Below are 23,320 nucleotides of genomic sequence, written 5' to 3'. Positions count from 1 at the left end.
GGTGCAGACTTCCCTTCCTTCACTTACTGCAGCGCATCCAGCTGTTTCTGCAGGGCCTCCAGCTTCTTCTGAAGCTCGGAGAGCTGCGTGTACAGCTGGTTGCTGTTATCGGTTTTGGAGCTCGCACTGTCCTTGGTGAAGGCCAGAAGCTCGTTGACAGAATCGATCTTCGCCTGCAGCTTCGCGATGTCGCTTCCGAGAGATTCCCGGAGCCCTGCGATTTGGCCTTCGTACTCCTGCTGCACCTGCGTCAATCTCGCATCCGTCTGGGCGGCGATGTCCGCCGCGATCTGCTGACGGAGGTGGTCTGTGTAGAGCTTGGCGCCGAAGGCGCCTCCGCCCGCCAGCAGAAGCCAGAAGAGAAACAGTACGAGATACGTTCTTCGTTTGCGCTTGCGGCCCGGTGCGCCGGCGCGTACGGCATTCGGCCGTGCCGCCGGCTCCATGGGGGTATTCATGACGGGTTCACCTTCCTGTATTCGTTCGGAGAGCTGCCCACCATCTTCTTGAACACTTTGCTGAAATATTTTTCATCCTCATATCCGACCATCTCGGCCACCTGGGAGACGCGCAGGTGGGGGTTGAGCAGCAGCAGCTTCGCCTTATCAATGCGGATGCCGCTGACATAGTCGGAGAGATTTACGCCAAACTCCTGTTTGAACTTTCGGGAGATGTACTCGCGGCTCAAGAAGAAATGGCTGGCGATCTCCTGCAGGGTAATATCCTGATGATAGTGACTCTGAATGTATTTCGAGATCTCGAATATGACATTGCTGTCCTGGTGCTGCTGGGTGAGCAGCTGACGGGAGAGCTCGATGAGGTCAGCCGCCAGCTGCTGCTCCCACTGGTCCAGGGACAAGGCCCCCTGCTCGTCCAGCGGGACGATGAACGGCGAACGTTCCCCGCTGGCAGACTGGGGAGCGGGTTCTCCGAGCAGCTCCGAGAGCCAGCGGTTCTTGAAGGCATTGTACTCATGCCGCCACAGCTCCAGCTGCTCGACATCGATGGAGGGCAGCTCGCGGACCGCGGCGATCCACTCGCCTACGACCCGGCGGATCTGGTCTGCACTGCCGCTGCGGACCGCCAGCTGTATGGATTCGGCGTAGGCGGAGAAGGTGAGCAGCTTGTGGGTCGGCGCACCCTGCGGGCTGTAGACATGGATAGCCTTCGTCCTGGACAGCAGATTGCGGGCACGCAGGGACCGGCGGGCTTCCTCATACGCCGCGGGCAGTCCCTTCGGAAACTCCTGGTGGAGCGACAGCCCGATATCGAGCGTGCTCTGCAGGACAACCAGCAGGCTCTGCTGGATCTTGTGGAGCAGCTCTTCCGCGGCACCGAGCCGGTCGTACAGCAGGATCAGCACTTCGTTGTCACTGTTCCAGTACCGGTACGCAATGCCGGCACGGCCGCCTTCTTTGAGCACCTCGTTCGCAATATTCGTGAGAGAGAAATAGAGCAGATCCGTATTCTTGTCGAACTTCCGGCGGAGCACCAAGCTCATCGTATCGAGACTGAGGATGGCGACCCGGCAGGTGCTGACCCCGGTACCCAGCCCGAATTCCTGCTGGAGTGTGAGCGAGCAGGCTTCGTAGCCGGAGGGCTCGGCGGTCAGGCCGGAGAGCATCTTCTCCCAATAGACCGGCTTGAACTGGTTTCGTTCGATATTGCGCTCGGTCTGCAGCAGCCGCTCGGCTTCCTCCCGCTTCCAGGCCATCACCGCCTTGTCAACCGCCTTATAGAGCTGCTGGGCGTCGATCGGCTTCAGAATATAGTCGATGCCGCCTGACTTGACGGTATGGCGGACGAACTCGAAGTCGTCGTGGCCGCTGATCACGATCGTCTTGCCCTCCGGGTAATGCAGCTGCAGCCAGTCCAGCAGCTCCGTGCCGCTGCGCAGCGGCATCATCATATCGGTGAAGATCAGCTGGGGTTTATGCTCAGTGATAAGATCGGCCGCATCCAGACCGTCCTGGGCCTCCAGGATCCGGGTTACGCCGAATTCCTCCCACGGCACGAGCAGCTTGATGGCTTCCCTTACATGTTTCTCGTCATCTACGATGATGGCAATCACAGTGTGCTTCCTCCTAGCGGTGTGGACGGAAAGCGGAGCGTGATCCGCAGTCCGGTAGGTTCGCGGTGCTCCAGGAAGAGCACCGCGGTATGGTTAAAATGCAGCTCGAGCCGGTTCTTGACGTTCTGCAGCCCGATGCTCTCGCCAAGATGGCCGGGATCCGCCGTATCGGCGGCAGGATCGTCCTGCGCCAGGCGGAGCGACAGCTCCTGCAGCGCCTCGTCGCTCATGCCGCGCCCGTTATCCTCGACAGTGAGCTCCACCGAGCCGTTCGGGAGCAGACGTGAGGACAGAATGAGCTCTCCCAGGTTCTCCCGCGGGTCGAAGCCATGCTTGAAGTAGTTCTCGATGAGCGGCTGCAGGGTCATCTTCGGCAGCACGCAGTCTACGGTCGCTTCATCTATATGATAACCGACCGTCAGTTCGTTCTCAAAGCGCTGCTGCTGAAGCTCGAGGTACGCCTTGGCGTGTTCGATTTCTTTGCGGAGCGGCACAAGGCTCTCACTCGTGTTCATGCTGTACCGCATCATTTTGGCCAGGGTGGAGATGAGATGGTATACCTTCGGCGCCTGGTGCTGAAGGGCGAGCGTGCCGATCGACTGCAGCGAGTTGTACAGGAAGTGCGGGTTGATCTGGGCCTGAAGGGCCTTCAGCTGGTTCGTCTTGTTGGCGAGCCCGAGCTTGTACTCCCGTGTGATGAGGTCGTTAATCGTATCCATCATCAGCCGGAACCGCCGGGCTAGAATGCCGATCTCGTCCTTGGTCCGCACCTGGATGTCGACGTCGAGCTGACCGGTCTGAATGATATTGATGTATCCGATGAGTTCCTTGATCGGACGGGTGAAGCGTACGGAGATCCACATGGTCAAACCGGCTACCACGAACAGCAGAATGCCCAGAATGACGAACTGGATCTGCGTCAACTCCCGCGCTCCGCGGTAAAGTTGTTCATAAGGAACTTTTTTGACGAGATACCAGTTCATGTAAGGAGTTTCGATCTTCTCATACAGGTGAATGCTGCTCTTATCCTCCATCGTGCCATGGGTCTCCGAAGTCTGCAGCATCTGCTCCACCCAGGGATCCTGCAGCTTCCAGCCGAATTTCACGCCGGGAACGCTGGAGTAGATCAGCCGGCCCTCGCTGTCGAGGAGGTACGCCTCTTCCTGGTCGTTGAGCAGCTGCTGCAGAAGGCCCGACAGCGTATCAAGCGAGAAGTCTACCGAGAGGCTGCCGATATGCTCCATGGAAGGAACCCGGTAGATCGCCCGGTGAATAGTTAGAACTTCCCGGGGGGTAAAGTAAGCTAAAAGCGATAATCCGTAATCATGGCTGGTATGTGTCGTCTCCACCACGGCTTCATAGGATCCGGGCTTGATCAGCGGGTTGAGCGGCATGGTCACGTCCGGACTGGGCCGGATCACCGTATTGTTGGTGAGCAGGAACGACCGGTCCTCCCCGGGGTTGCGGTCCAAGATGTTCAGGTAAACCTGGAACACTTCCCGGTTGACGGCGATGGTCCGGATCAGATTCTTGATCTCCGCCTCGCTCTGATAGCCCCGGAACCCGAGGTCCATCAGGCGCACGAAGGACGGATTCTTATAGACGCTGAAGCTCAGGTCGACGAGCTGGTTCATATAATTGACGATATTGATCCGGCTCTGTCCCAGCAGGTTGGTATTCTCCTGGATCGCTTTCTCCTTGACGGACTGCTTCGTATAAGCATTCGTTACGATCATGGACGTCACGATGGGAGCAATGGTTGCAATCAGCAGAACTACGATTAACTTGAAACGAAGCGAGTTTCGGCCCACAGGGGTCTCCTTTCCATACGCCTCCCGCACGATAGGTCAATATTTTACACCTAACGGTTCATCATTCTCTGTGTTGGGAGAGGGGCTGCTTTTTGTATACTCTGTACTATAGACAAAAAGCAAAGTAAAAAAAAGTGCGAATTTTAAAGGAGGAACATACGATGAATCGACGAAAATCGGCAGACTGGCTCGAACAGCTCGTGTTTGTCGGACCAGCTTTCATCTGCTTCGCGTTGATTGTGATCGTGCCTTTTTTCCTAGGGATGTACTACTCGTTCACCGATTGGAATGGGGTTTCTGGCAAAGTCACATGGAGCGGTCTCGCCAACTTCAAGCAAATTATATTCAATGATCCGGATTTCCTGAAATCCTTCTGGTTCACCGTACGGTTCTCCGTGGCGGCCGTCATCATATCGAACGTATTGGCATTCACTGTGGCGCTGATCCTGACGCGTCCGCTGAAGCTGCGCAATACGCTGCGTACCGTCTTCTTCCTGCCGAACGTGATCGGCGGCCTGCTGCTCGGCTTCATCTGGCAGTTCATCTTCGTGAAGGGCTTCCCGGCGATCGGGCAGCTGACGAACATTCCGTTCTTCAATCTTCCTTGGCTGGGAGACGAGATTACCGCCTTCTGGGGGATCGTAATCGTCTTCGCCTGGCAGACAGCGGGTTACTTCATGGTTATCTACATCGCGGCGCTCATGAACGTGCCCAAGGATATCATGGAAGCCGCGCAGCTTGACGGCGCGAAGCCTTGGCAGCTGCTCTACCAGATCATTGTGCCGCTGATCATGCCGGCCGTGACGGTGTGTCTGTTCCTGGCGATCTCGAACGCCTTCAAAATGTTCGACCTGAACCTGTCGCTGACCAAAGGCGGTCCGTTCAAATCGACGGAGTCCGTCGCGCTCAACATCTACACGGAAGCGTTCCAGAATAACCGGTTCGGTCTGGGTACGGCCAAAGCCTTCCTGTTCTTCATTGTCGTAGCGGTCATCACCACCATCCAAGTACGCATCACGAAAAGCAAGGAGGTTGAAGTGTAATGGAAACACCACGCTATACGGTCCGTACATTCAGCCTTGAGATCATCGCCATCCTTCTTGGACTGGTGTTCCTGGTTCCGTTCTACTTCGTTATCGTCAACTCGTTCAAAACGTTCGCGGATCTGCTGACGGACCCGACTTCGCTGCCGACTTCCCTGATGTGGGATAACTTCGTCCGGGCGTGGAAGATTCTCAAGTTCCCGACGGTACTGACGAACTCGCTGATTATTACGGTGGTGGCGAACCTGGCCATTGCCTTCCTGAGCGCCATGGCGGCTTACCGCATGGTCCGCCACCCGAACAAGCTGAACAACTTCCTGTTCCTGATCTTCGTCGCGGCGATGGTTATTCCGTTCCAGTCGATCATGATTCCGTTGGTCCGCGTGGCGAAGACGGCCGGCCTGTTCGACAGCATCTTCGGACTGGTGGTCTGCTACATCGGCTTCGGGGCACCGCTCTCCATCTTTATGTTCCACGGGTTCATCAAGTCGATCCCGATGGAGATCGAAGAGTCCGCGGTGGTGGACGGCACGAGCACGTACGGCACGTTCTTCCGCATCGTGCTTCCGCTGCTCAAGCCGATCGGCGTAACGGTCATTCTCCTCAATTCCCTGTGGATCTGGAATGACTTCCTGCTGCCGTTCCTGATTCTCCAGGATCCGACGCTGAAGACGATTCCGCTGGCGACCAACACCTTCTTCGGGCAGTATACGAAGCAGTGGGATCTGGCGCTGGCCGCTCTGGTGCTCGGCATCATCCCGATCGTGATCTTCTTCCTTGCGATGCAGCGCCATATCATCGAAGGCATCACGGCCGGTTCGGTCAAAGGGTAAGCGGCTTACAACCAAGAAGCATTATGCGCAGAAACCGGCCCTTGTGCCGGTTTTTGTTTTGGTAACTGGAAGGGTCGCATCCACACATATGCTGATGAATTTTTGCTGGGGGATCCGGATGCAGCCTGCGTCCGAGCGACTTTGCCTGCGCCGGTGATTCAGCCTAGCTAGTGATCCCTGCGACGGGTCGAAAACGCAGGATAGAATGAATAAAGAACGATGGCAAGCGATTCATTCCGGTACGCTGCAGGGTATTAAACGAAAGAGGCATGTCCGGGTTCTGCACAAAAAAGAAGGAGAAAAGTGCATTTTTGTGACATGAAAGAATGAAAGCGTGGTCAATTTGTTCCACCTTTTTGTTCAATATCCTCGGTGTTGGGTTCACCTGCCAGAATTTATAATGTGAATTGTAGACACACTAAACGTAAGCATCAACAGAGTCTACCAATAAAGGGAGGGTACACCCATGAAACAAGGAATCAAAAAAGCAACAGCCCTTTCGCTGAGTGCGGTTCTTCTTGCAGGACTGGCTGCAGGCTGCGGCGGGAATAAAGAGACAACCAAAGAGCCGGCTGCCGGAGGAACGGATGCAGGAGGCAAGCAGGTAACACTGAAAATTTTCCAATTCAAAGTGGAAATTAACGAAGCGCTGAACCGCCTTAAGGACGAATACGAGAAGGCGAACCCGAACGTGAAGCTGCAGATCGAAACGGTCGGCGGCGGCGCGGACTACGGTGCGGCCCTCAAGACGAAGTTCGCTTCCAGCGACGCGCCGGACATCTTCAACGTCGGCGGTTACCGCGAGATGGATACATGGATGGAGCACCTGGAGGACATGTCCGACCAGACTTGGGTGAAGGACGTCGTTCCTGCAGCAAAAGAACCAATGACCAAAGACGGCAAGCTGTACGGCATGCCGATGAACATCGAAGGCTACGGCTTCGTATATAACAAAGAATTGTTCGCGAAGGCAGGCATCACCGAAACGCCTAAGACGCTTTCCCAGCTCGAAGATGCGGCGAAGAAGCTCCAGGCGGCAGGCATCACGCCGTTCTCGAACGGCTACGGCGAATGGTGGATCCTCGGGATCCACAACCTGAACGTGGCGGTTGCACGTCAGGCTGACCCGAACAAATTCATCGCAGGTCTCTATGACGGTTCCCAGAAGTTCGGCGGACAAGTGTTCGACGAGTGGACGAAGCTGCTCGACCTGACACTGAAGTACGGCCAGGCGAACCCGCTGACGACAGACTACAACACGCAGGTTACGAACTTCGCAAGCGGCAAAGCGGCTATGATGCAGCAGGGTAACTGGACGCAGGTACAGATCGACAAGATCAACCCGAACCTGAAGCTCGGCGTGCTTCCAATGCCGATCAACGAAGATGCGGCAGCCAACGACAAGCTCTTCATCGGCGTACCGAACAACTGGGTGGTCAACAAGAACTCCGCTGTGAAGAAAGAAGCGAAGGATTTCTTGAACTGGCTCGTAACTTCCGACATCGGCAAGCAGTACATGACGAAGGAATTCAAGTTCATTCCGGCGTTCACGAACATCACGGCTGACGAGAAGGACCTCGGTTCAATCGCTACCGACCTCATGAAGTACAGCAAAGAAGGCAAGACGCTGAGCTGGAACTGGCCTAAATACCCGGATGGCGTAACCAACGAGCTGGGTGCTACGATGCAGGCTTATGTTGCCGGCAAAGTGAACAAAGATCAAATGTACACCGATTTCCAAAAAGCTTGGGATAACCTGAAAGCGAAGAAATAACAGCGATTCGCTGCGGATTTCACGCCCTGGTATCACGAGACGAAGCCTCAGCTCTCCGGCTGGGGCTTTTTGCCGTTTAACAAGAGGAAGATTCAGGAGTACAATAGGGAGCAATCCGCCTGAATTATAACGTTTCAATTCAGGTAATACCGGATAAAACATAGAGTCGGGGACTGCACCAAAAAGGTTTGTGTTGGCCATTCTGACAAAAGAGGGTGTGAGGGTGTGGGTAGTCTTGGGCAGTGGGCCAAGGAGCAGTGGAGCCTGCGCAGGGAAGCGGTTCCGGAGGAGCGGAGGCTGTCGAAGGAAGCCGGGGTTTCGCTGTTCATCCACTTCTGCTTCCAGTTCGGCGCATCGATGTCCGGGGTGTTCTTGACGCTGTACTTGTGGCGCTTGACGCACAGCCTGGCGATCAACGGCATTTATTATGCGGTGACGTATGCGGTGGCCCCGTTTGCCTTTGCGCTCGGCGGCTGGCTCATCAAGCGGAAGGACCGGATGGTGACGTACCGGATCGGGATCGCCATGACGGCCGCCTTCTATCTCGGCGTCGTCTTCGCGGGAGAGAAGGTGGCGGAGTATTATCTGGTGTTCGCGATACTGAACGGCATCTCCAGCGCTTTCTACTGGGCGGGTTACTTGACGCTGATGTACGACGTGTCCACGGACAGCAACCGGATCCGTTTTCTGGCCATCAACATGGTGCTCTTTACGCTGGGCGGACTGATCGGACCGGCGCTCGCCGGCTTTATGATCTCACAGTACGAGGGGCTGCAGGGATATACCCTGGTGTTCGGCACCGCCTGTTTCATGTTCGTGATGGCGTCTGTAGTGTCCATGAAGATTCCGCTGAAGCCCTCGCACCATAAAGCCTATTATCTGAAATTCACGGGTCTGCTCATGCACCGCAGCCGGGCATGGCTGAACTCGCTGTATGCCTTCGGGGTGATGGGGCTCTTCCAGGGCATGATGCTGTTCCTGCCGAACATCCTGCTCTTCCGGCTTGTGGGACGCGAGGATCTCGTTGGTTATCTGGGTGTATTATATGCGGGGCTGTCGATCGGCACCAATCTCTTCCTCTCCCGCTTCGGCAGCGAGGAGAAGGCGGTGAAGTTCATCGTGATCTCTACCTTCGGCTATCTGTTCGCTACGTTCTTCCTGATCTGGAAGATGACGCTCTTCACCGTCATTACCTTCATGATCATCTACTCGGTCTGTGCACCGCTGCAGGGCAATACGATCACTTCCTCCTACTTCCGGATTATCGGCCGTCTGCCGCTGAAAGGCCAGCTTCGGGTCGAATCCGTCGTCATGAGGGAAGTGTTCCTGAACGGAGGGAGGGTCGTGTCCATCTTCGCGCTGCTCGGCTTAATGGAGTATGCGGGGGACGAAGTGCTGCCCTGGGTGCTGGCTGCGGCCTCGCTGCTGCAGATCGGTCTGGCCGGGCTGCTTCGATCCCGGGATGCCGGGGTAGAGCGCCGGGCGGACAGGCTGCTGTCCCGTACAGGGGGAGGGAAGGCCTCCTCCGGAGGGGCGGCCGGGACAAGGCTGTGATCGGATCCTGGCCAGGCAGCTGATAACAAACATAAATGGTGCGTGATAAGCAGCAGATAAAGGAGCTTCCTCTTGGAGAGGAGGCTTCTTTGCGTTTGCAGGCCCGCCTGAACGGGTATGAAGGATGGAGAGGCTTGGAAAGCTATACAATACGGATGGAAGGAAAGGAGCTACAGGTATGTACGATTGCATCATTGTCGGCGGAGGCATCGCCGGGCTCCAGGCTGCCATTCAACTCGGACGGTACCGGCACAAGGTGCTGGTCATCGACAAGCAGAAGGGACGCTCCGCCCTGTGCGGGAGCTACCATAACCTGCTAGGCTGGCCGGAGGGGGTCTCAGGTCCCGAGCTGCGGGAGCGGGGCCGCCTTCATGCGGAGCGGCTCGGCGTGGAGTTTCTGGAGGATGAGGTGATTGCGGCGGCCAAATCGGAGGATCAGTTCCAGGTGGCGCTGGCCGGAGACGGCGGTTCGTTCAGGAGCCAGACCCTGCTGATTGCTACGGGGGTTATGGACCGGTTCCCTCCGCTGCCTGGACTCGAGGAACGGCTTGGGGTGAGCATCTACATCTGCCCGGACTGCGACGGCTACGAGGTGATGGACCGCAGAGCGGTCATCATGGGCGCCGGCGAGGCCGGCTCGGGTATGGCGATGGCGATCAGCTATTGGACCGACCGGATCACCTACGTGAACCATGACCGCTCGGCGGTGTCTACGTCCAAACGGGAGGCGCTCGAAGCGAGGGGCATCGCATATATAGAGGAAGAAATCGAGGAAGTGCTCGGCGGGGAGGACAAGTCCTTCCACGGCGTCCGGCTCAAGGACGGTCGCGTCATCGAAGGGGAACGGGGATTCATCGCCTTCGGGGGCAACCGGGTTATCACGGATTGGGCGATGCCGCTTGGGATCGAGCGGCTCGAGAACAAGCATATCGTCACTGATCCGCGGACAAAGATGACCGGCGTCCCCGGCGTGTGGGCGGCCGGGGACGTGGGCATCCACGCGGAGCAGACAAGCATCGCGATGGGCGAAGGCGCGCTCGCGGCGATCTGGATTCACAAGGAGCTGGTGAAGCGGCTTCGGCAGAAGGCTGCGGAGCACAGCGGGTGAGCGGTGGAGCTTGGTGAGTCAGGGCAAGCGCGTTAAACTTCATGAGCTTGCCGAAGTGAAGGGCAGGCAGGCTCCGCAAGCCGGCAGAACAAGCTGGGATGGAGGCTTTGGGTCAAGGGCTGAGAGTTAAGGGCTGGAATTAGGGGCTGGAATCAAGAGCTGGAATCAAGGCTGAAGTCAGGCTGGAATTAAGGGCCGAAATCAAAGGCTGGAATCAAGGCCGGTGCGCCTTCTCCAGCTTGTTTTGCCATGTCTCGAAGGACTCTTCCCCGTTCACGAAGATGCGGGTCAATCGTAGAGGATCCTGGCTCGAGAGGGTAACCCCCTGCTCGATCGTGAAGGCGTACCGGTATCCGGCTTTTTTGAGCAGGCGCAGGGTCGTGCGGTTGTACTCCCCATAGGGATAGCAGAAGACATCGGCCGTCGTGCCGAGCTGCTCTTCGATCAGCCGTTTCGCCTCGGTGAGCTCAGCTTCCTGCTTTGCTGCACTTAGGCGCGGTAGGTGGGGATGGGTCATACCGTGCGGCTGAATGTCCCAGCCCGCTTCGTGCATCTCCCGGATCTGGTCCCACGTCAGGAAGTAAGGATCGGTCGCAGAGACCTCCGGCGAGACGAAGAGGGTGGCGTTCAGACCGAGGCGGGAGAGGACGGGCAGGGCTTCCGTGTAGTTGTTTGCGTAGCCGTCGTCGAAGGTGAGCAGGACCGGCTTCTCGGGGGCGGTCTCCCGGCCCTCCATGATGTCGGTAAACTGCCGGAGGGTCAGTGCCGTATACCCGTTCTCCGCGAGGTGGGTCATCTGCTCCTCGAACTTCTCCGGGGTGATCGTGGCCCGGTTGCCCGGATCGACCGTAATGCTGTGATAGTTAAGCACAGGAATGCGCACAGGCTGCGGAGCGGAGACGGCGGAAGCGGGAATGGGCAGCATCAGACAGAAGGCGAGCAGGAGAAGACGGGCATATCGGCGTACGGTCAGCGGCATAGGAGGCAGCTCCTTCCGGGGATAAGGTGGAAAAGCTCATGTTTACCTATATGTACCCGGCAAGCCTGCAGGTGATGCATATAATAGGAAGCGCTGTCAAAAAAAGCGGGAAGGAGAGCCGGTGCGGTCCATACGACACGGTTCAAGATCCGGACGGGCGGGGAAGCAGCAGGCGAAGGGCAAGGTTCGGACGACAGGAAAGGCAGCACGGAGAGAACGCCTGACGATCCCGGTCAGTGGAAAAGGGCGGCAGCCGGCCGATGCGGTCGACCGCTCATTGGCTGCCCGCTGAATAGAGGACGAAGATCGTCAGGTGACCATTCGCGAAGACCGGACCATGAAGAGCTCTTCTACTCCAGTTCTCGGCAAACCAGTCGGGGAGCCGGAGCTTCCCGGCTGCCTTACCCCTGTGCCGTGTCGAGGGAAGGAAGCCCATCGACGACGTGCGCGTAAGTCTTGAGGGCTTCTTCGCCCTGCGGACTGAGCGTGTAGACTCCGCGGTCCACCCGGCGGAACCAGAGATAATAGTTCTTCTGCAGCATTGATGCCGCCTGGGCATGTCCGGTAAGATCGCGGAGCTGCTTCGGACTCATCGGCCCGCGGCTGCCGAGAAGGCTGGCCAGCTGCAGGGATTTCTCCCGGTAGGCGGTGACGAGCTTGCGCTTCGTGCTGCCGCCCACGTTGTAATCCGCCCGGCGCTCCTGGAACTCCTGGAGCAGCTTGCCTGCGGCGTATTTGCTGTGCCGCGGCGGGGACGCGAGCGGGTACAGCGCCTGGCCCTCGAGCGGGTGGCACTCGACTTCCACACGGGGCTTGCGCGTCTTATAGAACTGCACGGTGATCATGCCGAGGCCGAGCATCCCGCAGAGCTTGCGAAGCTCCGGCCAGGTGGCGTTGTGCGGCGCTTTGCCCTTGGCCGGCCGCTCGAAGGCCACATAGACGGAGCGGGTGAGACGCAGCCGGTCGATCCCCTGCAGCAGCAGGGGGATGGAGAAGCTGCGTTTGAGCTCGATGATCAGCGGCGGCTCCTCGCCGCGGACGGCGACCACGTCACAGTGGCGCACCTCGCCGCGGACACTGTACCCGAGCTCCTCGAGATAGGCTTTGACGGGAGCGTAGAGCTCCGTTTCGCTTTTGATGGCCAAGGGGACCTGTCCTTTCCGTTCGACTTTTGTTCGTACCTGCAATTATAGCACAGATTCCATAGGATAGATTTGGTATAATAGGGGAGATTGCAGACGAGAGAGGAGACGGATGAAGATGGGTATGGAGCTTGAATGGAAACTGGAGCGCGCCGAAGGGCTGGGACTGGAGCAGGCGGGGGAGATCGACCCTTGGCTCGGCCGCAGCTTCTACTGCGAGAGCTGCGGGAAGGATCACGAGGTGCCGATCCGCCGCGTGATCATTGACCGCGGCGCGCTCGCGGCGCTGCCGGACTATGCGCAGGAGCGGGGGCTCCGCTCGCTGCTGCTGGTGTGCGACCGGCATACGGCTAAGGCTGCCGGCGAAGAGCTGCTCGAACGCTGCCGTGAGGCGCAGCTCGAGGCCAGGCTGGTCGTGCTCACCGAGGATGAGCACGGGGAGCTCGCCGCGGACGAGCGGGCCATCGTGCAGCTGCTGCTGCACGTGGACGCCGCCACGCAGGCGATTGCCGCCGTGGGCTCGGGCACGCTCCACGACATCGTCCGCTTCGCGGCGTTCAAGACCGGCCGCGTGTTCCTCAGCGTCCCTACCGCCTCGTCGGTGGACGGCTTCGCTTCCGTAGGCGCGCCGCTCATCCTCGGCGGCTTCAAGCAGACGGTCCCGGCCTGCGCCCCGGAAGCCGTCTTCGCGGACCTGGCGCTGCTCGCGCATGCGCCGCAGACCCTGACCGCCGCCGGCTTCGGCGACATGCTCGGCAAGTACACGTCGCTTGCCGACTGGCAGCTCGGCCGCCTGCTGCTGGACGAGCACGTGTGTGAGCTCTCCGCGGAGATGACCCGGCAGGGGCTGGCGCGGTGCGTCGACTACGTCGACGATATTGCCGCCGGCACCGAGGAAGGGCAGCGCCGTCTGATGGAGGGCCTGATCCTCTCCGGGATCTCCATGCTGATCGTAGGCCATTCCCGTCCGGCTTCCGGCGCGGAGCACCACCTCTCCCACTTCTGGGAGATGCGCTTCCTGCAGCTGCGCCGCCGGGCGCTGCTGCACGGCGCGAAGGTCGGCGTAGCGGCGGTGCGGATGGCCGGCCTGTATGCGAAGACGGCACAGCTGGACGCGGAAGCGGTAAGAGCCGCCGCCGCGCAGCGTCTCGCCGATCCGGCGTTCCTGTCGCCTGCGCAGGCCGAAGACGCCATCGCGGAAGGCTACGGCACGATCGCCGATCAGGTGCGCGCGGAGAATGCCGCGGAGCTGGATCCGGTAAGCCGCGAAGCGCTGCTGCGGGGCATCGGGGAGCGTCTCGCTTCGCGCTGGGAGGCCGTGCAGGCCGTATGCCGCAGCGTGCCGGCGCCGGAGCAGATGGTGCAGTGGCTCAGCCGCGCCGGCGGGCCGGTGGCGGAAGCGCAGCTCGGCGTGGAGCCGGAGCTCGTGGAGCAGAGTCTGCGTTATGCGAAGTACGTGCGCAGCCGCTACACGATCCTGCGGCTGCAGGAGTGGCTGGCCGGGGCGTCGTCGCAGCCTCAGGTAACGGCGGCAGGCGTACAGGCGCAGGCGCAGTCGGAGTAGCCCATGTTTCATCTGCTGGTCGATATGCTGGAGCGGGTCGGGTTTCTGATCGCTCTGGCTTTTGTTTTCTCCCGGAGCCGGTGGATGCGGGAGTATATGAGCTACGCAGGGGACGGGACGTACCCGTGGCGGTTCGTCCTCTTCTTCAGCCTGTATGCGATGCTCGGCACCTACTCCGGCGTCACGGTCACCGATTACAGCTACCGGCCGGCGCCGTGGATCGGGGAGATCTCCTCGCTGTCCGCGATCGCCAACTCACGCTCGGTCGGCGTGGTCATCGCGGGGCTGCTCGGCGGACCGTGGATCGGCCTGCTTGTCGGCGGCCTGGCGGGCCTGCACCGGTTCAGCCTCGGCGGCTTCGTCGCCGTCGCGTGCATGATCGCCCCGCTGCTGCAGGGGCTGCTCGGCGGGTTGTGCCGCAGACCGCTTCGTAAGCGCTTGCGGAGGGCATCTTCGTCAGCGATCCGCCTTGCGTTCCTGGCGGGCCTGCTGGCCGAGCTGCTGCAGATGGGGCTGATTCTCCTCATCGCCCGTCCGTGGCACGATGCGCTCACGCTGGTCTCGCTGATCGGCGGGCCGCAGACCCTGGCGAACTCGATCGGGGTCGCCCTGTTCTTCGTGCTCTACCAGACGATGGAGAGCGAGGAAGACCGCATCGGGACCGAGCATGCGCGCAAGGCGCTGCATATTGCGGACTTGACGATGCCGCTCTGGAGGCTGCCGTTCGACCAGGCCGTGGAAGAGGTGGCCCGGACGCTCAATGAGGAGACGAAGGCGGTGGGGGCTTCCTTCTATAAGGGGAGTTCGGAGCTCGCGAACCAGGGCAGGAAGACGGCCTACTTCATCGACCTGCCCCTGGAGACGCAGAATAGGACAGCCCTCGGCGCATTCCGGTTGTTCTATGAGCGCAGCCGGGAGGACAGCCCTTCCCGCCGCCGGATGCTGCGGACGCTCGCCGGCCTGATGTCGCAGCAGTATGCGTTCGTGGAAGCGGAGCGTCAGGCCCAGTTGCTGGCTGACGCCGAGATCCGGTCGCTGCAGGCCCAGATGAACCCGCATTTTCTCTTCAACGTGCTCAACACGGTGAAGTCGTTCATCCGCACGAAGCCGGATGAGGCCCGGACGCTGGTCACCCAGCTCTCCCGCTTCCTGCGGACGAATATGAAGAATTCGTCCCGCACGCTGATCACGATCCGCGAAGAGCTGGAGCTCGTCACCTCCTACCTCAGCTTGACCCAGGCCCGGCTCGGGGATCAGCTCGAGCTTGTGACGGAGATTGAGGAGCGGACGGTGGAGCGGCTGCTGCCGCCTTTTACGATCCAGCCTCTGGTGGAGAATGCGATTCTGCACGGCACGAGGAACAGCGGCCGGCCGGGGCTGATCCGCATCCGCATTCGGGAGCAGGGCGGGGGAGTGGAAGTCAGCGTGGAAGACAACGGCAGCGGTATGCCGTTGCACGGGGAGCGGAGCGGGGGTGAGGAGCACGCGGGCATGGCGCTGGAGAACATCGCTCAGCGGCTCGGGTATCACTACGGGATGGAGGAGCCGCTCGAGATCCGCAGTGAGCCGGGGAAGGGGACGCGGGTCCGGTTCCGCATACCGGCGCCCGTAGAGCCGGACAGGCTGACGGAAACCCGAGGGCTCGGATGAGCCTGATGGACTCCGTCAGCCGCGCCCTGCCCCAAGCTGTTACAATGAGCAATGGAGATCGCACGGTATTTAGGACTTGTGCCCGCGCAGTGCCATGGAATAGCTTCGCATAGGTCTAGATGAGAAATGGCGAGAGGAACAAAAAGGAGGGAGCATTCATGGGATACAAGGTGGTTATCGCGGACGATGAGGCGCCGGCGCGGGAGGAGCTCGCTTACCTGACCGGACAGATGCCGGATGTCCAGAGTGTGGTGACGGCATCAGGGGGCATGGAAGCGGTCTGCCGGGTGCAGGAAGAGCAGCCTGACCTGCTCTTCCTTGATATGGATATGCCGGACCTCAGCGGCCGGCAGGTGGCTCAGCTGCTAGCGGACCTGCAGCCGGGTTTGAAGATTGTGTTCTCCACCGCCTATGACCAGTATGCGGTGGATGCGTTCAAGCTCCGCGCCTTCCACTATCTGTTGAAGCCGTATGATGAGGAGGATGTGGCTGAGGTGTTCCGGGAGCTGCGCAAGGCCGCGGTGCCTGTGATGCCGAAGCCGGGGGCGGCAGGAGGAGGGTGCGTCAAGCTGGCGCTGGAGGTCGAGGGAGGGATCAAGTACGTTTTCCCGGCTCAGATCCAGTACATCAGCAAGGAAGGCAAGCATGTGCTCGTTCACACGGACGGCGGCGCGTATCCCGTTGGCTATACGCTGCAGGAGCTGGAGCAGAAGCTGGCTTCGCACGGTTTTTTTCGCTGCCACAAGAGCTATCTCGTCCGGCTGGCGGCGATCACGGAGCTGAAGTCCTGGATCAACGGAGCTTATGATGTCCGGATCGGCGACGAGGCCGGCACGAACGTGCCGGTGAGCCGCAACTACGTCAAAGAGCTGCGTTTGAAGCTCGAAATCTGACACGTTGGGAGAGGGAGCGGACATGTTGCGCCGCGGGCATTCCTCCCGGGCAGGGAAGCGTTTATACTGATGGATAAAGATGATGCAAGCGCTATCATATCTATTGGAGGGGAATGCTGTGGCAAGAAGCTTCAAATCCATCCTGTTGTGGGGGATCGTCTCCGTACTCGGCGCCGTCGCGTTCGCTACGATCGCGTTGAATCGGGGCGAGTCCATAAACGCGATGTGGCTCATCATCGCCGCCGTATCCTGCTACGCGGTGGCCTACCGGTTCTACAGCCGGTTCCTGGCCCGCAAGGTGTTCGGGCTGGACGACAACCGCAAGACGCCGGCGGAGCTGAATAACGACGGCAAGGACTATGTGCCGACGAACAAATGGGTGCTCTTCGGGCACCACTTCGCGGCGATTGCCGGAGCCGGCCCGCTGGTCGGTCCGGTGCTGGCGGCCCAGATGGGCTATCTGCCGGGCACGCTGTGGATCGTCATCGGCGTGATCCTCGGCGGGGCGGTACAGGACTTTGTGATCCTGTTCGCTTCGACCCGCCGTAACGGGAAGTCGCTGGGCGAGATGATCAAGGAGGAGCTCGGTCCGGTGGCCGGCGCCATCGCGATGGTAGGCATTCTCGGCATCATGGTCATCCTGCTGGCCGTGCTGGCACTCGTGGTCGTCAAAGCGCTGATCGGCTCGCCGTGGGGCATGTTCACGATTGCCGCCACCATCCCGATCGCCCTGCTCATGGGCATGTACATGCGGTATATCAGGCCGGGCCGGGTGGTGGAGGCTTCGCTGATCGGACTGGTGCTGCTGCTTGGCTCCTTGGTGGCGGGCAAGTATGTGGCGGAGTCCGAGTACCTGTCGGCCATGTTCACCTTCAGCGGCGAAGCGATCGCCCTAATGATGATTGCCTACGGATTCATCGCTTCGGCGCTGCCGGTATGGCTGCTGCTCGCGCCCCGCGATTACCTCTCAACGTTCCTGAAGATCGGGACGATCGTCGGCCTGGCCCTCGGGATCTTCGTCGTCATGCCGGAGCTTGCCATGCCGGCCACCACCAAGTTCATCGACGGTACGGGTCCGGTATTCGCCGGCAACCTGTTCCCGTTCCTCTTCATCACGATCGCCTGCGGGGCCGTCTCGGGATTCCATGCGCTGATCTCTTCGGGCACAACGCCGAAGATGCTCGAGCGCGAATCGCACGCCCAGCCGATCGGCTATGGCGCGATGCTCATGGAATCGTTCGTCGCGATCATGGCGCTCGTCGCCGCCTGCGTGATTACACCGGGCGCTTACTTCGCGATTAACTCGCCTGCGGCCGCGATCGGCACCGATGCCGTGCAGGCCGCCGCCAAGCTGACGTCCTGGGGCTTCACCATCACGCCGGATGACCTGACGGGGCTTGCCAAGGACGTCGGCGAGACGACGATCCTGTCGCGGACCGGCGGCGCCCCGACGTTCGCTATCGGCATGGCGCATATTCTCTCCGGGGTCATCGGCGGGAAGGCGCTGATGGCGTTTTGGTACCATTTTGCCATCCTGTTCGAAGCCCTGTTCATCCTGACGACGATCGACGCCGGCACCCGGGTCGGGCGCTTCATGATCCAGGAGATCCTCGGCAGCGTCTCGAAGCGTCTCGGGAATACGGAATCCACGATGGGCAATGTTGTCGCAACCGCGCTCTGCGTAGCGGGTTGGGGGTACTTCCTGTACCAGGGTGTGGTGGATCCGCTCGGGGGCATCAACTCGCTGTGGGCGCTCTTCGGGATTGCCAACCAGATGCTGGCCGGCATGGCGCTTATTCTTGGCTCTACGATCCTGCTCAAGATGGGCCGGAAGAAATACGCCTGGGTCACTCTGGTGCCGACGGCCTGGCTGCTCGTTGTGACGATGACCGCGGGCTGGCAGAAGCTCTTCCATCCGGAAGCGAAGATCGGCTTCCTGAAGCATGCCGAACAATATAAGGAAGCGATGGCGTCCGGGAAGCTGATTGCGCCGGCGAAGAACATGGCCCAGATGCAGCAGATCATCACCAACGATTATGTGGACGCAGCCCTGTGCGGGCTGTTCATGATCATCGTGCTGCTCGTGCTCTTGTCCGCCCTGCGTACCTGGTACCGTGTGCTGACGAAGGGGCAGGTCGGGGTGAACGAGGCGCCGTACGTGGCACGCGGGCAGGACGGCCGGGAGGCGACGACCTATGTTTGAGCGGGTCCGGACCGTACTGCAGTACCGGCAGCAGTTCCTGGATCTGCTCGTCGGCGTACCGAACTATGAAACGTATGTGAAGCATATGCAGGAATGCCATCCGGAACTCCCTGTCCAGACAAGGGAGGAGTTCTTCCGCGAGGCGCAGGATGCCCGCTACAACGCTAAGGGAGGCAAGGTCTCCCGGTGCTGCTAGAGGACGGTTGTGGGCGAGTCCAAGTCCCACACGGCCATGTCCGCTATAGAACTGTATAAAAGCTCGAATACCCTCCGGCGGCTGCCGTGAGGGTGTTTGGCATGAATGTCTTCCTTTACCTGGGAATGTTTGGTACAGGGGAGGCTCGGGCTCCTTTTATTGATTTTGTCTAAAATTTCGGGCAACTTCGTCCCTCTTCCTGCATAGGTATTTAATACACTTCAGAACATGAAGAGGGTTGTAAAGTAACCTGACGCGCTGTCATCCATAGGAAACTCACGCCGATGCTGTCCAAGCAAGTACTGCCGCCGGTACCCACCGCCAAAAGCCGCTGCCGTCTCCCTCAGAAGCAGCCGAAGACGACCTCAAGGCAATCCTGACAACGTATGTGTAACATCGGGTTGTCCCGGCCGTGCCTCATGTGGATTCCCACGGTACGGTTTAGGGCGGGCCGACGCTTTCGAAGTAGGTTTTGCTTGGCGAAACCCTTAGGAGGTTAGAATCATGAGCTTATTCAAAAAAATCGCCGACCACCGCACGGAAACCGAAAGACTGGCTTGGGTTGGTTCCTTCGCCGAATATGTGGAGAAGCTCCGCGAGAATCCGCGTTTGGCCATGACGGCGCATGCACGGGTGTATGAGATGATCGCCTCCCAGGGCATCACGGAGGAGAACGGGCGCCGGAGGTACAATTTCTTCGACAAAGAAATCTTCGGTCTGGATTCCGCTGTGGAGAAGCTGGTGGAGGAGTACTTCCACTCCGCCGCCCGCCGTCTCGAGGTGCGCAAGCGGATTCTGCTCCTGATGGGCCCGGTGAGCGGCGGGAAGTCGACGCTGGTGACGATGCTGAAGCGGGGGCTGGAGCAGTTCTCCCGGACCGATGCCGGCGCGGTGTACGCCATCCAGGGCTGCCCGATGCATGAAGAGCCGCTGCACCTCATCCCGCACGAGCTGCGTCCGGAGGTGGAGAAGGAGCTTGGAGTGAAGATCGAAGGCAATCTCTGCCCGTCGTGCCAGATCCGTCTTCGCGACGATTACCGCGGACGCATTGAGGATGTGCTGGTGGAGCGGGTGCTGATCTCAGAGGATAACCGCGTCGGGATCGGGACCTTCAGCCCGTCGGATCCGAAGTCCCAGGATATCGCCGACCTTACGGGCAGCATCGACTTCTCGACCATTACGCAGTTCGGTTCGGAATCCGATCCGCGCGCGTACCGTTTCGACGGGGAGCTCAACAAAGCGAACCGGGGCATCATGGAGTTCCAGGAGATGCTGAAGTGCGACGAGAAATTCCTGTGGAACCTGCTTTCCCTGACGCAGGAAGGGAATTTCAAGGCCGGGCGCTTCGCGCTGATCTCCGCAGATGAGCTGATTATCGCGCATACGAACGAATCCGAGTACAAATCGTTCATCGCCAATAAGAAGAACGAGGCGCTGCAGTCCCGGATGATCGTCATGCCGATTCCGTATAACCTCAAGGTGTCTGAGGAGGAGAAGATCTACACCAAGCTCATCCAGCAGAGCGACATGAAGCATGTGCATATCGCCCCGCATTCGTTCCGCGCCGCGGCGATCTTCTCGATCCTTACCCGTCTTAAGGAATCGAAGAAGCAGGGCATGGATCTCGTCAAAAAAATGCGCATGTACGATGGCGAGGAAGTCGAGGGCTACAAGGAAGCGGATCTGAAGGAGATGCAGAACGAGTATCTCGAAGAGGGCATGTCGGGGATTGACCCGCGCTATGTCATCAACCGTATCTCCAGCGCGCTCATCCGCCATGATCTGGAATTCATCAATGCCCTTGACGTGCTGCGGGCGCTGAAGGACGGACTCGACCAGCATCCTTCGATCACCAAGGAGGAGCGGGAGAGGTACCTCAACTTCATCTCGATCGCGCGCAAGGAGTACGACGAGCTGGCGAAGAAGGAAGTGCAGAAGGCGTTCGTCTACTCCTTCGACGAGTCGGCGAAGACACTCTTCAACAACTACCTCGACAATATCGAGGCGTACTGCAACTGGGCCAAGATCAAGGACCCGCTTACGGGTGAAGAGATGGATCCGGATGAGCGGCTGATGCGGTCGATCGAGGAGCAGATCGGCATCTCCGAGAATGCGAAGAAGGCGTTCCGCGAAGAGATCCTGATCCGGATGTCCTCCTACTCCCGCAAGAACAAGCGCTTCGACTACAGCAGCCATGAACGTCTGCGCGAGGCGATCGAGAAGAAGCTGTTCGCCGACCTCAAGGATATCGTCAAAATCACGACGTCCACGAAGACGCCGGACGGCAACCAGCTCAAGCGGATCAACGAAGTCATCAAGCGTCTGGTCGAAGAGCACGGCTATACCACCGCTTCGGCCAACGAGCTGCTGCGCTATGTCGGCAGCCTGCTGAACCGGTAAGTCCGGCTCCGCGCTTTAGTGGAGTGCATCAGACGAAACGCTGATCCGCGGATCAGCCGCAGGCTTTCCCCGTTCCACAGCCCGACCTCTCCTCCGGCAAGGAGGATTTTCTTTCTCCGGCCCGGGGGAGCGGGTCAGCTGTAAGCGGGACGGCTGCAGATGTTGAACGTAAAGAAGCCTCTACCCCGTGAGGGTAGGAGGCTTCTTTTGCACTTGCCGGCCGCCGCCGGGGCGAGGAAGCGGCGTTAAGCATTTGCTGCCAAGCGAGGGTATATGGTTTCGAAAGTGACCTTTGTGCGAAGCACAACGGGAGTGACATAAGCATTTGCTGCCAAGCGAGGATATATGGTTTCGAAAGTGACCTTTGTGCGAAGCACAACGGAACGAGAAAGCATATACCCGAGCGCCCAGCACGCAAAGAAGCCTCCACCCCGTGAGGGTAGGAGGCCTCTTTTGCACTTGCCGATCTGCCGCCGGGTCAAGGAGACGGCGATAAGCATTTGCTGCCAAGTGAGGATATATGATTTTGATAGTGACCTTTGTGCGAAGCACAACGGAACGCAAAATCATATACCCGAACGCCCCAACGGAACGAGAAAGCATATACCCGAGCGCCCTAGTATCCGTTCGGATTCCCCGTCTGCCACCGCCACGCATCGGCGCACATCTCTTCGATGCCGCGCTGCGCGGTCCACTGCAGCTCCTCGCGGGCTTTGGCCGGATCGGCATAGCAGACGGCCACATCGCCGGGACGCCGGTCGACGACCGCGTACGGCACCTTCTGACCGGAGGCCTCCTCGAAGGCGCGGATGACCTCCAGCACGCTGTATCCCTTGCCTGTGCCGAGGTTATAAGCCTCCACACCTGTTGTGGAGCGCACCTTCTCCACAGCTCTCAGGTGTCCTGCAGCCAGATCGCAGACATGGATGTAGTCGCGAACCCCGGATCCGTCCACCGTCGGATAGTCGCTGCCGAAGACGCGTAGCTCCTGAAGCTTGCCGACAGCCACTTGGGTGATGTAAGGCAGGAGATTGTTCGGGATGCCGTTGGGATCTTCGCCGATTCTTCCGCTGGCATGAGCTCCGATCGGATTAAAGTAGCGGAGCAGGGCGATGCTCCAGGACGGATCGGAGACATGCAGGTCGCGCAGAATCTCCTCAATAATAAGCTTCGATCGGCCGTAGGGATTCGTGGCGGACAGCGGTGAGGCTTCGGTGATCGGCACCTGCTCGGACATGCCGTAGACGGTGGCCGAGGAGCTGAAAACTAGCTTTTTGACGCCGTGCTTCTGCATCTGCTCGCACAGATTCAGCGTGCCGGTGATGTTATTCTCGTAATAGCGAAGCGGCTGGGCGACGGACTCCCCGACAGCCTTGAGGCCGGCGAAGTGGATCACCGCGTCGATCTCATTCTCGGCGAAGACGCTGCCGAGCTTCTCCTTGTCGAGCAGGTCCACTTCATAGAAGCGGAAATCTTGACCCGTCAGTTCGCGTACGCGCTCGAGCGATTCCATCTTACTGTTCGACAGGTTGTCCACGACGACGATGGACTGCCCCGCTTGGAGCAGCTCGACACAAGTATGGCTGCCGATATAGCCGGCTCCGCCGGTAACCAGAATGGACATGGGTTATAAACCTCCGATTAGGTATGTAATGAGAAAAGCGCTGCTGGGCAGGGCCCAATTTGGGCGCTGGGCATTCACCCTCCGGGGCGGGCTGACATATACAGAGGGTAGATGAGGGTCCCAAGAACCCGATTATAACTTGAAATGAGGTCCTTGCCTATGCAAAAGAAGCAAGTAACCGCACCGAGATCCGCATCCTCCGAAACAAGACGGCCCTGGTATGGCGGCTACCACGGCGGTTGGGGGCCCCAATTCGGTTATCCGCATTACGGCTACCCCAAATACGGCCCATGGGGGGGCGGGCCTCTGGTGGTTCCGCTGCCCGTACCGGTGCCGGTTTCGTATTATCCGTACCCGCCGTACCCGTACGGCCCCTATCCTTACTAATATGGATAGTGGAAGACTTATCTGACAAGTCAGCCTGCTTGCTCCTTCACCGGAGCGGCAGGCTGCTTGGAGTTTCGGGCAAGGGGGC

Annotated in this window: 18 protein-coding genes; 12 read left to right on the top strand and 6 right to left on the bottom strand. The window is 59.5% G+C overall.

Annotation, left to right across the window (positions count from 1 at the left end):
* Positions 1–23: 23 nt before the first annotated feature.
* The 3 genes from ACP26L_RS30020 to ACP26L_RS30010 are packed head-to-tail and all read right to left on the bottom strand — an operon-like array spanning position 24 to position 3,882.
* Positions 24–458, bottom strand: coding sequence for a hypothetical protein (locus tag ACP26L_RS30020; RefSeq protein WP_426449032.1), 435 nt, complete (start codon positions 456–458; stop codon positions 24–26).
* On the bottom strand, positions 455–2,071 hold the full coding sequence (locus tag ACP26L_RS30015; protein ID WP_426449030.1) for a response regulator transcription factor: 1,617 nt from the start codon (positions 2,069–2,071) through the stop codon (positions 455–457). Before ACP26L_RS30015 ends, ACP26L_RS30020 begins: the two co-directional genes overlap by 4 nt.
* Positions 2,068–3,882: a cache domain-containing sensor histidine kinase gene (locus ACP26L_RS30010; RefSeq protein ID WP_426449028.1), complete on the bottom strand. Its 1,815-nt coding sequence runs from the start codon at positions 3,880–3,882 to the stop codon at positions 2,068–2,070. Before ACP26L_RS30010 ends, ACP26L_RS30015 begins: the two co-directional genes overlap by 4 nt.
* Before the next feature lie 161 nt (positions 3,883–4,043).
* Between ACP26L_RS30010 and ACP26L_RS30005 the strand changes: the two genes are divergently transcribed.
* The 5 genes from ACP26L_RS30005 (at position 4,044) to ACP26L_RS29985 (ending at position 10,194) form a co-directional block, all read left to right on the top strand.
* Positions 4,044–4,925, top strand: coding sequence for a carbohydrate ABC transporter permease (locus tag ACP26L_RS30005; protein ID WP_426449026.1), 882 nt, complete (start codon positions 4,044–4,046; stop codon positions 4,923–4,925).
* Positions 4,925–5,758 (top strand): carbohydrate ABC transporter permease, encoded by an 834-nt coding sequence (locus ACP26L_RS30000; RefSeq protein WP_426449024.1) that lies wholly within the window; start codon positions 4,925–4,927, stop codon positions 5,756–5,758. The genes ACP26L_RS30005 and ACP26L_RS30000 overlap by 1 nt, the downstream gene beginning before the upstream one ends.
* A gap of 466 nt (positions 5,759–6,224) precedes the next feature.
* The gene (locus ACP26L_RS29995; protein WP_426449022.1) at positions 6,225–7,532 is read left to right on the top strand and encodes an ABC transporter substrate-binding protein; all 1,308 of its coding nucleotides are present in this window, start codon (positions 6,225–6,227) and stop codon (positions 7,530–7,532) included.
* A 225-nt stretch (positions 7,533–7,757) separates the two neighbouring features.
* Positions 7,758–9,086 carry an MFS transporter gene (locus tag ACP26L_RS29990; RefSeq protein WP_426449020.1) on the top strand — a complete coding sequence of 443 codons (1,329 nt, stop codon included), beginning with the start codon at positions 7,758–7,760 and terminating at the stop codon, positions 9,084–9,086.
* Positions 9,087–9,264: 178 nt separating this feature from the next.
* Positions 9,265–10,194, top strand: a complete 930-nt coding sequence (locus ACP26L_RS29985; RefSeq protein WP_426449018.1) for an NAD(P)/FAD-dependent oxidoreductase — start codon at positions 9,265–9,267, stop codon at positions 10,192–10,194.
* 214 nt (positions 10,195–10,408) lie between these two features.
* On the opposite strand, the gene ACP26L_RS29980 is transcribed toward ACP26L_RS29985, so the two are convergent.
* Positions 10,409–11,173, bottom strand: a complete 765-nt coding sequence (locus ACP26L_RS29980) for a polysaccharide deacetylase family protein (RefSeq protein WP_426449016.1) — start codon at positions 11,171–11,173, stop codon at positions 10,409–10,411.
* A 401-nt stretch (positions 11,174–11,574) separates the two neighbouring features.
* Positions 11,575–12,318 (bottom strand): DUF2161 domain-containing phosphodiesterase, encoded by a 744-nt coding sequence (locus tag ACP26L_RS29975; RefSeq protein WP_426449014.1) that lies wholly within the window; start codon positions 12,316–12,318, stop codon positions 11,575–11,577.
* Between the two features lie 115 nt (positions 12,319–12,433).
* On the opposite strand from ACP26L_RS29975, the gene ACP26L_RS29970 reads away from it, so the two are divergent.
* The 6 genes from ACP26L_RS29970 (at position 12,434) to ACP26L_RS29945 (ending at position 21,221) form a co-directional block, all read left to right on the top strand.
* Positions 12,434–13,879: a sn-glycerol-1-phosphate dehydrogenase gene (locus tag ACP26L_RS29970; RefSeq protein ID WP_426449012.1), complete on the top strand. Its 1,446-nt coding sequence runs from the start codon at positions 12,434–12,436 to the stop codon at positions 13,877–13,879.
* A gap of 3 nt (positions 13,880–13,882) precedes the next feature.
* The gene (locus tag ACP26L_RS29965) at positions 13,883–15,529 is read left to right on the top strand and encodes a LytS/YhcK type 5TM receptor domain-containing protein (RefSeq protein ID WP_426449011.1); all 1,647 of its coding nucleotides are present in this window, start codon (positions 13,883–13,885) and stop codon (positions 15,527–15,529) included.
* Between the two features lie 158 nt (positions 15,530–15,687).
* Positions 15,688–16,422, top strand: coding sequence for a LytR/AlgR family response regulator transcription factor (locus tag ACP26L_RS29960; RefSeq protein WP_426449009.1), 735 nt, complete (start codon positions 15,688–15,690; stop codon positions 16,420–16,422).
* Between the two features lie 118 nt (positions 16,423–16,540).
* Positions 16,541–18,625: a carbon starvation CstA family protein gene (locus ACP26L_RS29955; protein WP_426449007.1), complete on the top strand. Its 2,085-nt coding sequence runs from the start codon at positions 16,541–16,543 to the stop codon at positions 18,623–18,625.
* Entirely contained in the window at positions 18,618–18,821 is a 204-nt protein-coding gene (locus tag ACP26L_RS29950) for a YbdD/YjiX family protein (protein WP_013920347.1), read from the top strand. The genes ACP26L_RS29955 and ACP26L_RS29950 overlap by 8 nt, the downstream gene beginning before the upstream one ends.
* Positions 18,822–19,325: 504 nt before the next feature.
* Positions 19,326–21,221 (top strand): PrkA family serine protein kinase, encoded by a 1,896-nt coding sequence (locus tag ACP26L_RS29945; RefSeq protein ID WP_426449005.1) that lies wholly within the window; start codon positions 19,326–19,328, stop codon positions 21,219–21,221.
* Between the two features lie 616 nt (positions 21,222–21,837).
* Here the strand turns inward: ACP26L_RS29945 and galE are convergent.
* The gene (galE, locus tag ACP26L_RS29940) at positions 21,838–22,845 is read right to left on the bottom strand and encodes a UDP-glucose 4-epimerase GalE (protein WP_426449003.1); all 1,008 of its coding nucleotides are present in this window, start codon (positions 22,843–22,845) and stop codon (positions 21,838–21,840) included.
* 159 nt (positions 22,846–23,004) lie between these two features.
* Between galE and ACP26L_RS29935 the strand changes: the two genes are divergently transcribed.
* Positions 23,005–23,232, top strand: coding sequence for a hypothetical protein (locus ACP26L_RS29935; RefSeq protein WP_426449001.1), 228 nt, complete (start codon positions 23,005–23,007; stop codon positions 23,230–23,232).
* Positions 23,233–23,320: the final 88 nt, after the last annotated feature.

Origin of the sequence: Paenibacillus sp. S-38 (assembly GCF_049942825.1) — a bacterium.
In the GTDB taxonomy this organism is placed as follows: Bacteria; Bacillota; Bacilli; order Paenibacillales; family NBRC-103111; genus Paenibacillus_G.
This window is presented reverse-complemented; position numbering and strand designations above follow the sequence as displayed.

Bases quoted from the DNA above. Each gene is read 5' to 3' on its own strand.
- ACP26L_RS30020 (WP_426449032.1), bottom strand. From the start codon at position 458: ATGAATACCCCCATGGAGCCGGCGGCACGGCCGAATGCCGTACGCGCC.
- ACP26L_RS30005 (WP_426449026.1), top strand. From the start codon at position 4,044: ATGAATCGACGAAAATCGGCAGACTGGCTCGAACAGCTCGTGTTTGTC.
- ACP26L_RS30000 (WP_426449024.1), top strand. From the start codon at position 4,925: ATGGAAACACCACGCTATACGGTCCGTACATTCAGCCTTGAGATCATC.
- ACP26L_RS29995 (WP_426449022.1), top strand. From the start codon at position 6,225: ATGAAACAAGGAATCAAAAAAGCAACAGCCCTTTCGCTGAGTGCGGTT.
- ACP26L_RS29985 (WP_426449018.1), top strand. From the start codon at position 9,265: ATGTACGATTGCATCATTGTCGGCGGAGGCATCGCCGGGCTCCAGGCT.
- ACP26L_RS29980 (WP_426449016.1), bottom strand. From the start codon at position 11,173: ATGCCGCTGACCGTACGCCGATATGCCCGTCTTCTCCTGCTCGCCTTC.
- ACP26L_RS29970 (WP_426449012.1), top strand. From the start codon at position 12,434: ATGGGTATGGAGCTTGAATGGAAACTGGAGCGCGCCGAAGGGCTGGGA.
- ACP26L_RS29965 (WP_426449011.1), top strand. From the start codon at position 13,883: ATGTTTCATCTGCTGGTCGATATGCTGGAGCGGGTCGGGTTTCTGATC.
- ACP26L_RS29960 (WP_426449009.1), top strand. From the start codon at position 15,688: ATGGGATACAAGGTGGTTATCGCGGACGATGAGGCGCCGGCGCGGGAG.
- ACP26L_RS29950 (WP_013920347.1), top strand. From the start codon at position 18,618: ATGTTTGAGCGGGTCCGGACCGTACTGCAGTACCGGCAGCAGTTCCTG.
- ACP26L_RS29945 (WP_426449005.1), top strand. From the start codon at position 19,326: ATGAGCTTATTCAAAAAAATCGCCGACCACCGCACGGAAACCGAAAGA.
- galE (WP_426449003.1), bottom strand. From the start codon at position 22,845: ATGTCCATTCTGGTTACCGGCGGAGCCGGCTATATCGGCAGCCATACT.
- ACP26L_RS29935 (WP_426449001.1), top strand. From the start codon at position 23,005: ATGCAAAAGAAGCAAGTAACCGCACCGAGATCCGCATCCTCCGAAACA.